This is a genomic window from Amycolatopsis sp. NBC_00438 (genome assembly GCF_036026695.1).
Lineage (GTDB): Bacteria > Actinomycetota > Actinomycetes > Mycobacteriales > Pseudonocardiaceae > Amycolatopsis.
In genome coordinates this window covers 1,384,850-1,396,565 of sequence record NZ_CP107923.1, presented here as the reverse complement: position 1 = coordinate 1,396,565, position 11,716 = coordinate 1,384,850, and the positions used below count along the sequence as shown (strand labels likewise).

Annotated in this window: 13 protein-coding genes; 6 read left to right on the top strand and 7 right to left on the bottom strand. The window is 73.0% G+C overall.

Annotated elements, in window-relative coordinates; genetic code table 11:
- Positions 1–2: 2 nt before the first annotated feature.
- From OG494_RS06685 to OG494_RS06665, 5 genes are read right to left on the bottom strand one after another with little or no spacing between them, the layout of a single operon-like run.
- The gene (locus OG494_RS06685; protein ID WP_328452987.1) at positions 3–320 is read right to left on the bottom strand and encodes a hypothetical protein; all 318 of its coding nucleotides are present in this window, start codon (positions 318–320) and stop codon (positions 3–5) included.
- Complete coding sequence (locus OG494_RS06680; RefSeq protein WP_328452985.1) at positions 320–817, bottom strand: phage baseplate assembly protein V; 498 nt, start codon at positions 815–817, stop codon at positions 320–322. Before OG494_RS06680 ends, OG494_RS06685 begins: the two co-directional genes overlap by 1 nt.
- Positions 814–1,944 carry a hypothetical protein gene (locus tag OG494_RS06675; protein WP_328452983.1) on the bottom strand — a complete coding sequence of 377 codons (1,131 nt, stop codon included), beginning with the start codon at positions 1,942–1,944 and terminating at the stop codon, positions 814–816. The genes OG494_RS06680 and OG494_RS06675 overlap by 4 nt, the downstream gene beginning before the upstream one ends.
- A 9-nt stretch (positions 1,945–1,953) precedes the next feature.
- Positions 1,954–2,250 carry a LysM domain-containing protein gene (locus OG494_RS06670; RefSeq protein WP_328452981.1) on the bottom strand — a complete coding sequence of 99 codons (297 nt, stop codon included), beginning with the start codon at positions 2,248–2,250 and terminating at the stop codon, positions 1,954–1,956.
- A complete protein-coding gene (locus OG494_RS06665; RefSeq protein ID WP_328452979.1) occupies positions 2,247–2,894 on the bottom strand; it encodes a hypothetical protein in 648 nt (215 codons plus the stop codon). Before OG494_RS06665 ends, OG494_RS06670 begins: the two co-directional genes overlap by 4 nt.
- A 299-nt stretch (positions 2,895–3,193) precedes the next feature.
- Between OG494_RS06665 and OG494_RS06660 the strand changes: the two genes are divergently transcribed.
- From OG494_RS06660 to OG494_RS06640, 5 genes are all read left to right on the top strand, one after another.
- A complete protein-coding gene (locus tag OG494_RS06660) occupies positions 3,194–3,625 on the top strand; it encodes an amidohydrolase family protein (RefSeq protein WP_328452977.1) in 432 nt (143 codons plus the stop codon).
- Positions 3,626–3,871: 246 nt separating this feature from the next.
- Positions 3,872–4,681, top strand: coding sequence for an MBL fold metallo-hydrolase (locus OG494_RS06655; protein WP_328452976.1), 810 nt, complete (start codon positions 3,872–3,874; stop codon positions 4,679–4,681).
- Positions 4,682–4,713: 32 nt separating this feature from the next.
- On the top strand, positions 4,714–5,451 hold the full coding sequence (locus OG494_RS06650; RefSeq protein ID WP_328452974.1) for an MIP/aquaporin family protein: 738 nt from the start codon (positions 4,714–4,716) through the stop codon (positions 5,449–5,451).
- Between the two features lie 23 nt (positions 5,452–5,474).
- Positions 5,475–6,410 (top strand): NADP-dependent oxidoreductase, encoded by a 936-nt coding sequence (locus OG494_RS06645; protein WP_328452972.1) that lies wholly within the window; start codon positions 5,475–5,477, stop codon positions 6,408–6,410.
- Positions 6,411–6,524: 114 nt separating this feature from the next.
- Positions 6,525–9,164: a helix-turn-helix transcriptional regulator gene (locus OG494_RS06640; protein WP_328452970.1), complete on the top strand. Its 2,640-nt coding sequence runs from the start codon at positions 6,525–6,527 to the stop codon at positions 9,162–9,164.
- A gap of 3 nt (positions 9,165–9,167) precedes the next feature.
- Here the strand turns inward: OG494_RS06640 and OG494_RS06635 are convergent, their stop codons facing one another.
- Both OG494_RS06635 and OG494_RS06630 read right to left on the bottom strand, forming a co-directional pair.
- Positions 9,168–10,055, bottom strand: a complete 888-nt coding sequence (locus OG494_RS06635) for a patatin-like phospholipase family protein (protein ID WP_328452968.1) — start codon at positions 10,053–10,055, stop codon at positions 9,168–9,170.
- Complete coding sequence (locus tag OG494_RS06630; RefSeq protein ID WP_328452966.1) at positions 10,052–11,053, bottom strand: amidohydrolase family protein; 1,002 nt, start codon at positions 11,051–11,053, stop codon at positions 10,052–10,054. The genes OG494_RS06635 and OG494_RS06630 overlap by 4 nt, the downstream gene beginning before the upstream one ends.
- Positions 11,054–11,139: 86 nt before the next feature.
- Between OG494_RS06630 and OG494_RS06625 the strand changes: the two genes are divergently transcribed.
- Entirely contained in the window at positions 11,140–11,679 is a 540-nt protein-coding gene (locus tag OG494_RS06625) for a TetR/AcrR family transcriptional regulator (RefSeq protein WP_328452964.1), read from the top strand.
- Positions 11,680–11,716: the final 37 nt, after the last annotated feature.

Below are 11,716 nucleotides of genomic sequence, written 5' to 3'. Positions count from 1 at the left end.
GCTCACATCCCCCTGACGCGCTGCTGGGTCACGGTGACGACCAGCGGCGTGCCGGTCGGCGTGCACACGGACCGGCTCTCGGACAGCAACACGGGCACCCCGCCGGCCCGCACCCGGACCGCGCCGACCCACTGCGCGCTGACGCACGGCCCGTTGCCGGACGGCAGCGTGAAGGGACAGCCCGCGACCGTGTGCACGGTCGTGGCGGGCAGCACCGGCGCGCCGCCGAGCCGCACCCGCGGCTGGACCGCGGTGGGCTGTGCCGGGCCGCCGTGGGAACAGGTCACCACCGCCCCGGCCTGGATCAGGAACCCCGGCATCAGGTCACCTCCAGCGCACCGTTGTTGACCGACACCGACGCCGGCGTCAGCGCGACGCTCGACGTGCCGGCGGTCAGCTCGATCCCCCCGGCGGACAACGAGAAGCGCAACGCGGTGGGCACGACGGGCGGGGAGACCTCGATCGTCAGGCCGCCCGTCCCCGGCAGGTCGTCGGCCACGACCTCCACGCCGTCGGTGCGGAACACCTTGGCCGTCGGCAGCCCGGCGCTCCGCGGCAGCTGGCCGGTGGACCAGAAGCACCCGGTCCAGATCGGCGAGTCCGGGTCACCCGCCTCGAACTCCACCCAGATCGCGGCCCCGACCGGCGGCACCGCGACGAGCCCCACCCCCGGCCCCGCGTAGGGCACGCATGGCAGCGCCCAGCTCATCCGGCCGTCACCCAGGACCGCCGGGCAGCTGACCTGGACCCGCGCCAGCCGCAACGGGTCCACATTGGCCACGACGGTGCCGCGGTACTTGCCGAAGAACGTCTTCACGGCCGCACCACCACCGTCGTCGAACCGACACCTTCGCGCGTCAGCGTGAAATCCTGGGTGTAGGAACCCCGCGCGATCGAGTGCGTGACGCCGCGGACCCGGTACAGCCCGTCGTGCTGCCAGCCGACACCCCGCACTCCGACGGTCTGCCGGGGCCGCAGGACACCCGGGTACCGGGTGCTGTCGACCTTGCCGGTCGCGGTCACCGCGTCCGCCGACGCCTCCGCCCGGGCGTTCGCCGTGGCCAGCGCCTCCGCGGCACTCGCGCCACTGTCCCGGTAGGACACCGTGCGGGCGCCGGCGCCGTTGGTCAGCCGGACCGGCCGGACCGCCATGGGCGGCCGGCCGCCGCCGAGCCCGATCACCGGCACGGCCCGGTTGGTCCGCCGGTCCTGGACGAAACCCCGGACCGACGCGGGCGCCAGCCCGTCCACCCGGAACGAGAGGCTCTCGACGTTGCCGAACGGCGCGGCGCCGTAGGACACCGCCGGCGCGACATCCCCGCTCGGCACCGCGGGACCCCAATAAGCCGTGCTGGACCGGGGAAGCGGCCCGGCGGCGAGGTGGAACACGTACCCGTGCCGGGCCGCCATCGCGGTGAGGTGGCCGAGATCGGTGCCGGTCTGCACGGCGACCCGCTCGACCGGCGTCGGCACGTCGGCCGAGGGAGGCGGCACGACCAGCGGGACGATGCCGTAGCGCCCGTACCGCGCGAGCAGGCGGGCGGCGATCACGGCGTCGCTCTGCGCGGGGTACTCCGCGTTGCGTTCCTCGACGTCCATCAACACCCCGAGGTCCTCCCCCGTCACCACGAGCTTCGGCGGGTCGACGGTGAGCTCCCGGCAGGTCACCACGCCGTCGATCAGCACGTGCGGCAGCCCGGCCACCGTGACGACCACCACCACCCGGTGGAACCGTTCGAACAGGCCGCGCGAGAGCACCGGGTAGTCCGCGACGGCCGCGATCCCGGACCGCCCGTCGGCGACGACGAGCTGGAAGCCGGAGCGGCCCGACTCGGACAGCCGCACCTCGGCGGTCTCGATCTTCGCGGTGACGTCGGCGGGTACGGGCAACGGCACCCCCGCGCCCGACAGGACGGTCAGGGTCGTTTTGACTTCGTGCGCCACCGGTCCTCCTCAGGCCACGGGGAACGGGATGCGCACGGCGGTGCCGATCCGGTCTTCGCCGGTCAGCTCGTCCGGGTGCAGCACGGGGTTCGCGTCGCACAACCGCCAGAACAGCTCGGCGTCGCCGAGGTGGTCGGCGCTGATCAGGTCGGGGCGGTCGCCCCGGGTCAGCACGTGTTCGGCCACGACGTGCAGGTCGTCGACCTGGGGCAGGAACCGGCGGCGCAGGTACCGGCACGGGCGCCCGTCGGCCGTCTCCAGCGACGCGACCTCGGCTCCGTGGTAGCGGCTCGCCGGATCCGTCACGACAGCACCGCGCGCGTCACCGCGGCGACCACGGGCGCCGCGACCCCCGCCACAGCGGACCGGGTCGCGAGGGCCTCCTTGGCCACCTGGTGGGCGAGGAAGATGTGGTGCCCGGCGTCGGTGACCGGCAGGTCGTTGTAGGACAGCACCCGAAGGCTCAGCTGCACCTGGGCACGCACAGGGTTCAACGCGGCGTCGAAGGCCTGCTCGGTGATCGTGAAGGCGGTGAGCCGCACCGGCAGCACGCGCGTCGCGCCCCACACCAGCAGCGTCAGCGGAGCCGCCGTGGGCAGCAGTTCGATGGTCCCCGCGGCGGCGAGCGCCTGGTTGCCCAGCACGGTCGCGGTCTTCGGGTAGAGCAGCATCTCCAGCGCGGCGAGCGGCCCGTGCACGTCACCGGCCGCCAGCGGCCCGGTCGCGTCCGCGGCGTCGATCTCCGCGGTCAGGCTGATCACCTCGACCGGGGCTCCCACGATCGGCGGGTTGGGATCGGCCTCGTTGCCCGGAACGGTCCGCAGGGTGAGCGACCGGGACAGCTCGTCCGGGTTGTACTGGAAGACGATCAGCCCGGCGACGGGGTTGCGCACGTCGAAGGCGACCAGCGCACCCCGCGACGGCCGCGGTGAACTCGACAGCTCCGCCATCAACCCCGCCCCGGTCCGGTCCCGAATCGCACGCGCCGATGGTCCGGCCCGGACGTCACCCCGGCGTCACCGGCGTGGCCCCGGCGGCCGCACCGGCGGCGGCCATGCCGGCATAAGGCCGTGTGCCCGCCGTGACACACCGGTGACACCGTGCCCGGCAGCTTCGGGGTGTCCGCGGACACCCGACGCGACCGCCTTTCGGGTCGACAGCCAACCGTGACCGGCGGCCAACTCGGCTACGCGCCGGACGACATCGCCGATCGTCCGGCCGGGCGTGGCGGAAAGCATCCGCCACGCCCTTGCCGATCCCCGGCCGATTTCCCGGGCGGTTCCGGGGGTTCGCGGCCCTCGCGACGTCCACGCCCTCGGCGGCGGCCGACGAACTGCGCCGGGCCGTCGCGGACCTCGGGTTCGACGGGGCGCTGGTGCACGCGAACTCCCGCGGCCAGGCCCTCGACGAGTCCCGCTTCCGGGACATCTTCGAGGCCTACTACCGGCGCTTCGGCGGCCCGGAGGACGAGCTGCTGGCCACTGGGACGTTCGGCTGGCACCACGACGCCGGGCTTACCGCGCTCCGCCTGATCGTCGCCGGGGTCTTCGACCGGTTCCCGGGGCTGCAGTGCGAGCACGGCCGGCTCGAGAAGGTCCTGACGGATCCCGCGTCGCTACCTCCGCCGCCGGCGCGCCGCCTGCGGCGTCGGCCAGGCTCGGCCTCGCCAAGGCCGCGGTGACCCCGGGGACCGCGAGAGCGGGCGCCGCACCAGCGCTGGGGCCGGCCGGAGCGCTTAGGGGTTGCACTAGGGGTCTTGACACAACTTAGCTGGGACGTAGATCAAGTGCCGGCCGCCCGAGAACGAACCAGCTTGGTGACGACAGGCCGGCTCAGAACACCGAGCGGGGAGCGAGCCGACCTACGCAGCGGCGCCGGCTTGCTCCGGATGAACCCATTCCTCAGCCTGACACACGAAAGGATGCTCATGTCGCCCGATCTGTCCTACAAGGTGCATACCGCCGGGGAGCCCGGTATGCACAAGACCTCGGTTCTGGTGACGGGAAAACGGGACGCTCTCCTGATCGACGGGCAGTTCACGCTCGCCGAGCAGCACCGGGTGCTGGCCGACGTCATCGACTCGGGCAAGCGGCTCAAGACGGTGTTCGTCAGCGCCGCCGACCCGGACTACTACTTCGGCCTTACCGTCGTCCGGCAGGCGTTCCCGGACGTCGAGGTGATCTGCACCCCCGCGACCCTGGCCAAGATCGAGCAGACCTGGCGGCACAAACTCGAGACCTGGGCCCATCTCGGGACCAACCTGACCTCCGACGTCGTCATCCCCGCGCCGGTCGGCTCGGACCGCTTCGAGCTGGAAGGCCACACCTTCGAGATCCGCGGCGCCCACCCCGACCTGGAGTGGCGCACGGAATACGTGTGGCAGCCCGAAGACCGCGCCGTTTTCGGCGGCGCGCTGCTGTGGGCGGGATTGCACGCCTGGATCGCGGACTCCCCCACGGCCACCGAACGGGCCGCGTGGGACGAGGTCCTGGCCCAGGTCGAAGCGCTGGACCCGCGGCTGGTGGTGGCCGGCCACGCGGCCGCGGACGCGCCGACCGACGCGTCGGTGATCGCCGAGACGCGCTCCTACCTGGCCGCGTTCGACAAGGAACTGGCCGGCGCGACCGACTCCGCGACGCTGCGGGCCGCCATGCTGCGGCACCACCCGGACCTCGGTCTCGGTGTCGCCCTGGAGCTCGGCAGCAAGGTCGCCACCGGCGAAATGACCTGGGGTTGAGCGGATCGGCCGCCGGTCGGGGCCCGGGTGCGGTGCCGTGGCGTCACGCCGCGGTGGAAGGCGTGTTGACGGCGGTCTTGATGTTCGTCGTGGTGACGGTGACGCGCTGGCTCCTCGACCCGGCCTCCCCCGTGTACGTCGCCGACCTGCGCCTGGCCCTGGCCGTGATCGGCGGCTTGGTCGCGCTCGTCCTGCTGGGCCTGATCCTCAGCCCGCCGGGCCGCCGGTCCGGCGCCCACCTGAACCCGGCCGTCAGCGTCGCGCTGTGGCTGATGCGGGCCTTTCCCGGCCGCGCGGTGCTTCCGTACGCGGTGGCGCAGCTGCTCGGCGCGCTCGCCGGCACCGCACTGGCCCGCCTCGTGTGGGGGCCGGTGCTCGACGCGGCGGCGCTCAGCGGCGGGCTGGCCCAGCCCGCGCCCGGGCTGCCCGTCCCGGCGATCTTCGCGATCGAGGCGCTCAGCTTCGCCGCGGTGGCGCTGCTCGTCGGCTTCTTCCTCGTCCACCCCGAATACGTCCGGCCCATGCCCTACGCCGTCGCCGCGGCGGTCGGGCTGATCATCGCGCTGCTCGGCCCGATCAGCGGCGGCGCGGCCAACCCGGCGCGCCAGCTGGGGCCGGCGCTGGTCAGCGGGAACACCGCGAACCTGTGGGCCTACCTCACCGCGCCGCTGCTGGGCGCGGCGCTCGGCGCCCTCGCCCACCGCTACCTGATCCCCCACTGCGCGCCCCCGCGGACCCACTGCCTCAGCGGCCGTCCCGCACCCAGCTGATCCCCACCCGAAACGGAACCACCATGTACGTCATCGAGGTCCCCGCATACGGCGGCCCGGAAGTCCTGCGGCTCACCGAGCACGCCGACCCCGCGGCCGAAGCCGGCCTGGTCCGGGTGCGGCTGGGGGCGACCACGGTCAACCAGGCCGACGTGAAGATCCGGTCCGGGGCGGCCGCCGGCCGGCTCGGCACCCTGGTGCCGCCCTTCGTCCTGGGCTTCGACTTCGCCGGCGCCCTGATCGACGACGCTCCCGGCCTGCCCGCGGGCACCGTCGTCGCCGGTTTCCTGCCCTGGTTCGAGCTCGGCACCGGCCGGGGCACCTACGCCGAGATCGTCGTCGCCGACCCGAGCTGGCTCGCCCCGGTCCCCGCCGGGGTCGACCTGGTCGACGCCGCGTCGGTGCCGTTGAGCGCCCAGACCGCACAGCAGGCCGTCGACCTGCTCCGGCTGCCGGCCGGCGCGACGGTGTTCATCACCGGCGCGGGCGGGGTCGTCGGACGCTTCGCCATCCAGCACGCCGCGGCCCGGGGACTCGAGGTCATCGCCTTGGCCGGTCCCGGCGAGCAGGACGAACTGCGCGCACTCGGCGCCCGGCACACCGTCGCGCGCGGCGCCCCGAGCGACGTCACCGCGGCTCTCCGGCGCCTGCTTCCGGACGGGGTCGACGGCGTCTTCGACACGGCGCTGCTCGGTGACCCGCTGCTGCCCGGCGTGCGCGAGGGCGGGAGCTTCGTCTCCGCGTCCCAGGCCCGGGTCCCCGCGCCCGAACGCGGCATCCGCGTGTCGGCCGTCCACGGCGCGCCGGACGGCGTCCAGCTCGGGGAGATCCTGGACCGGCTGGCGACCGGCCGGCTCACCACCCGCGTCGCCGGGGTCCTGCCGCTGGACAAGGCGGCCGAGGCCCACCGGCAGACCGAGGCAGGCAGCCTGGCGGGGCGGCTCGTGCTGACGATCTGATCCCCCGATCCGGCGTCCTCGCCGGGCGTGCGTGTACACGATCGCGGATCCGTGTCAGGATGCTGATCTTCACACCGCGCCGGTACGGCGATCCTCTGGGGACGACGAGAGGGGATGGCCACCATGGTGCCGGCCGAACGGACCCGCCACCTCGACGCCCTGCGCGACTGCTTCGAGGCGTGCGCGAGTGGCGGCGGCAGCCGTGTCGTCGTCGTGTCGGGGCCGGTCGGCAGCGGCAAGACCGCCCTGGTGCACACGTTCGTCGAAACCCAGGTGGGCAGCGGGACGCCGGTCCTGTCCGCGACCGGTTCGGCCGGCGAGCGGTCCCGGCCGCTGGGGGTGATCGGCCAGCTCTTCGGGAGCGTGGGCCGCCGGTCCGGGTTCGAGCTCGTGGCGGCCACCCCGGACATGGACGACGTCTGCTCGCTGCTGTCCGACGTGGTGGACGACGAGCCCGCATTGCTGTGCGTGGACGACATCCACCACGCCGACGACCGCTCGCTGGAGACGTTGCTCTACCTGCACCGGCGGCTGCGCGGTACCCGGGTGCTCATCGTGCTCACGGCGCCAGGGCTGCCGTACACCGGCAACACCGTCTTCGACGTCGAACTCGGCCGCCACCTGCCGGTCCGGCACCTGCCGCTCGAGATGCTCACGACCGCCGGCATCGCCGAACTCCTCGGCGAGCCGGCCGGCTGCCCGCTCGTGGCGGACTACGCCGACCTCTCGGGCGGCAACCCGCTCCTGGTCACCGCACTGCTCGGCGAGCGAAGGCCCGGCGACGGCGGGACGGGCCCCGGCCCGTCCCGGCCGGGGCCCGGGTTCGCCGCCGCCGTGAGCGCGTGCCTCCACCGGGTCCCCGCCCCCGCGCTGCAAGCCGCGCGCGGCCTGGCGGTGCTCGGCCCGACGTGGCCGCACCTGCTGGCCGACGTCGCCGGCCTGAGCCAGGAGGCGCTCGACCGGGCGCTCGGCACGCTCGCCGAGGTCCGGTTGCTACGGGACGGCGGGACCTTCCGGCACCCGGTGATCCGGGACGCCGCGCTGACGAGCCTGGCCGAAGCCGATCGGGCGGCCACGCACCTGCGGGCGGCGTCGGCGCTGCGCCGCGAGGGTCTCGACGCCGCTGCGATCGCGGGACACCTGATCGAAGCCGAGGCGCTGGTGGAGCCCGGCTCGTGGCCGGCCGAGGTTTTCGCCGGCGCCGCCGGGGACGTCCTGCACGACGACCGTCCCGAGCTCGCGATCCGCTACGCCGAGGCCGCTCTGCGAGCGACCGGCGACCAGCGCGTCCGCTCGGCTGCGTTCGCCACTCTGACCCGCGCCCAGTGGCAGATCAACCCGTCGGCCGCCGGGAGTCACCTGCCCGAACTCCGGACCGCCTTCCGCGCTGGCCACCTGAGCGCCGAGGACACCCGGGTGCTGCTGAACGTCCTGTCGTGGAACGGCAGGACAGCCGAGGTACGCGACACGCTCGACCGGATCGCGGACGCGGGGGACGCGGCGGATCCGCGGCTGTCGGGCACGCTCGCGTCGGTCCGGAGCTGGTCGCGCCACTTCGCCCCGGCCGAGTCACGTCCCGCCTGCTCGCCCGACGGTGCCGGCAACCCGGCGGCGGCCGACTCCGTACTCGAGGACTTCGAGCACCAGGGCGTCGACGTCGCGCTCCTGCTGTCCACCCTGCTGACGCTGATCCACGCGGACCGGCTCGCGGCGGCCCAGGCGTGGTGCGACCGGCTGCTCGCCCGGTTCGCCGGCCGCGAACAGCTGCTCCTGCGAGCGGTGCTGACCGGCGTGACCGCCGACATCGCGCTCCGCCGCGGCGACCTGCCCGAGGCCAGGAACCGGGCGGCCGAGGCACTCGGCCTGATGTGCCCGGGGAGCTGGGGTGTGGTGCTCGGCTACCCCCTGGGCACCCACGTGCTGGCCAGCGTCGCCCTGCGCGAGTTCGGCGAAGCCGACGCCCTGCTTCGCCGGCGCACCAAGCCGGAGATGCTCGACACCACGTTCGGTCTCGGCTACCGGCACGCCCGCGGCCACCACGCCCTGGCGACCGGCCGGCCCCACGCGGCGCTGCAGGACTTCCTCACCTGCGGGGAGCTGGCCGGCGAGTGGGACGTCGACCACCCGGCACTCGCGGCGTGGCGCACCGGCGCGGGCCAGGCGTACCTGGCTCTCGGCCGCACGTCGGAGGCGCTGGCCATGTTCGACGACGAGATCGCGCACGCCCGGGGCAAGGCATCCTCGGTGCACGCCGCGGCGCTGCGCCTGACCGGCCACGCCGCCCCGGAGGCCGACCGGCTCGCCCTGCTGCAGCAGTCGGTGAGCCTCCTGCAGGGGTCCGAGCACCTGCTGGAACTGGCGACGGCGCTGGCCGAACTGAGCAACGAGTACTACGAGCGGGGCGACTCGAAACGCTCACGGACCACCGGGCGACGCGCGATGGAGGTCGCACAGCGGTGTGAAGCCACCGGCATCACCCGCGACCTGCTGCTCAGCGGTGACCGCTTCGACCTCACCGGCCTGCTCGAGCCCGACGAGGATCCGCACCGGGAGCTGACCGCGCGCGAAGCCGGCGTGGCCCGGCTGGCGGCCGACGGGCTGAGCAACAAGGCGATCGGCCAGAAGCTCTTCCTGTCGGTGAGCACCGTCGAACAGCACCTCACCAAGGTCTTCCGCAAGCTCGACATCAGTCGCCGAGCCGACCTGATCGGCATTCTCGGGCAACGACAGTCAGGCAAGTCGGGATCCCGCTGACCATCAGAAGTCCCAGACGGCCCGGATCGCTGCCGCCTCGCGTTCGGCCTGACGCCTGCCGATGTGGAACGCCCGGCCGGCGGTCTCCGGATCCATCATCTTCACCGGCGCTTCGAGGTCGCCGAAGTCGGGGTCGACGGCCACCAGCCGGGTGTTTTGGCGCAGCCGCGCCACTTCGGCGTCCGCCTTGATCGTCGAAGGGGATCGATCGCTGCCGGGCGCGCCACCCGGGGCCTCGATCGGCAGGCAGGACACGACCACGAGAACGTCGCTCGGTGGCGCCGCCGCGGCGTTCAGGTGGTTCACGATTCCGCCGTCCATGTAGCGGTTTCCGTCGATGGTGACGGTGGGGAACAACATCGGTACGACACAACTGGCCGCGACCGCGTGCAGCAGCGGAACACCGGATTCTTCGCCCCACACGACAAGCTCGCCGGTGCCGGTGTCGATCGCCGTGCAGCGGAACCCCGCGGGCCAGGCGAAACCGTCGAGTGTTCCGAGCAGGCCGAGGTAGTCGTCTTCGCTGAGTGTGGTCGACGCTTCCCGTGCCGCGGCGCCGATCGCTCGCAGCGCTTGCCGCGGATCGGCAGCGAAGACGGCTTGGCGCGACGCGTCCAGGAAGTTCTGCGACCCTGCTCCCAAGCTGTCGAAGTCGAGCTTCTGCCCCACCTCCGCCAAGACGGCGAGCGCGTCGGTGACGTCACGGCCGCCGGCGAGCATCGCACCGACCAGGGATCCCGCCGACGTTCCCACGATCGCCGGTGCTTCCGCCAAGTCGGCACCGGCTTCACGCAGCCCGGTGAGCAGACCCGTCTGCCAGGCGACGCCGACGGTTCCGCCGCCGCCGAGAACGACCGCGCGGGTGGGTGAGCCATTTCCGTGAAGAGTCATTGCTGTTCCTTCCGTGATGTGAGGTCGATACCGAAAAGGGCGCAGGCGTTGCCCGCGGTGAACTTGTCGCGGTCTTCGCCGGCCGGGAACTCGGCGAGGAACTTCTCGATGTCCGTCCTGGCCGGCCGCCGGAAGGGGTAATCGGTCGAGAACAGCAGCCGGTCGGGCGTCGTGACCGCCAGGACATGGCGCAGCAGCGCGGGATCGAACATTCCGGAACTGGTGATGTGGATGTTGGCGCGGACGTAGTCCGACACCTTCCGGTCCAGACCCGCGACGCTCGAGAGGCCGTCGGCGCGGTCCGTCCAGAACAGCAGCAGTTCGCCCCAATGGCCGAGCACGAGCTGCAGGCCGGGATGGCGATCGAAGGTGCCGCGGACGATCAGGCGCAACGCGGCGACCGCGGCCTCCAGGTGCCACCCCCAGCCGAACGTCGCCAAGGCCAGATCGGTCAACGGGTCGAAGCCGCCGTAGACGGCTTCACGGACTGTGCGCGAGGGAATCTGCGGGTGGAGGAAGATCGGCTGCCGCAGGGCCGCGGCGGTGCCGAACAGGTCGTCGTAGCGCGGGTCGTCCAGTGGCGTTCCGGCCGTGCGCCCGTAGACCATCGCTCCGACGAACCCGAGAGCGGCAGCGCGTTCGAGCTCGGCGGTGGCGGCCTCCGGGTCCGCCATCGGCAGGGTGCAGAAGGCCCGCAGCCGCGTGGGGTGCCGCCGGACCGCCTCGGCGGCGATGTCGTTGGCCCGGGTGCTGAGCGTCTTCGCGTCCGCCGGCTCCAGTGGGTGTGTCCCGGGTGGCGCCAGCGAAAGGATCTGCAGGTCGACGCCCTGGGCGTCCATCGCTGCGATCCGGGCGTCGCCGAGGTCGTCGAGGCGCTCGAGGTTGTCGCCCAGCTCGTCGAGCACGACGCTCGGGTCACCGCGGTCTTCCGGGAGTGCCTTCACCGCCGAGGTGAGCTCGGGCAGGTTCCAGTGTTCTTCGATCGCGATGAGTGCCACGCCAGGTCTCCCCGGTCCGGGCAGTCCGCTCAACCGCCGTTGAGCGAGACAGTACACGAATCGCTCAACGCCTGTAGAGTGATTTCATGACCGAGACGTCCCGCGATGCCAAACGCGCCCGCACCGCACAGCGGATCCTCGAGGCCGCCCGACAGGAGTTCGCGGCCCGCGGCTTCGAGGGCGCGACGATCCGGGGCATCGCCGGCGTGGCGGGCGTGGACGCCTCGCTGGTGATGCAGCACTACGGCTCGAAGGCGGCCCTGTTCACCGCCGCGGTCCAGCTGCCCGGCGAGGACGCCCAGAGCGCCGCCGAGCACCTGCTGGAGGTCCTCGCCAACCGGCTGCGCGAGCTGCCCCCGGAGACGAGCGCACTCGTCCGGTCCATGCTCACGGTGCCGGAAGCCGCCGACACGATGCGGGCTTACCTCGACGAACGCGTCGACAACCTCGCCAGGTCACTGGAGGGCGACGACGCACACCTACGCGCCCTGATCACCGTGAGCGGAATCCTCGGCCTGACGATCGCGCAGCACTTCCTGAAGTTACGCGCCTTCGACGATGCTTCCCACGAGTCGCTGCTGCAGGCCGCGCGCGGCTGGACCGAATACTTGTCGCGCGACTCGTAGGACCGATCAGCAGAGACGCCCGCAGCCCGTTGCTGTC

Bases quoted from the DNA above. Each gene is read 5' to 3' on its own strand.
- OG494_RS06685 (WP_328452987.1), bottom strand. From the start codon at position 320: ATGCCGGGGTTCCTGATCCAGGCCGGGGCGGTGGTGACCTGTTCCCAC.
- OG494_RS06665 (WP_328452979.1), bottom strand. From the start codon at position 2,894: ATGGCGGAGCTGTCGAGTTCACCGCGGCCGTCGCGGGGTGCGCTGGTC.
- OG494_RS06655 (WP_328452976.1), top strand. From the start codon at position 3,872: ATGTCGCCCGATCTGTCCTACAAGGTGCATACCGCCGGGGAGCCCGGT.
- OG494_RS06645 (WP_328452972.1), top strand. From the start codon at position 5,475: ATGTACGTCATCGAGGTCCCCGCATACGGCGGCCCGGAAGTCCTGCGG.
- OG494_RS06640 (WP_328452970.1), top strand. From the start codon at position 6,525: ATGGCCACCATGGTGCCGGCCGAACGGACCCGCCACCTCGACGCCCTG.
- OG494_RS06635 (WP_328452968.1), bottom strand. From the start codon at position 10,055: ATGACTCTTCACGGAAATGGCTCACCCACCCGCGCGGTCGTTCTCGGC.
- OG494_RS06625 (WP_328452964.1), top strand. From the start codon at position 11,140: ATGACCGAGACGTCCCGCGATGCCAAACGCGCCCGCACCGCACAGCGG.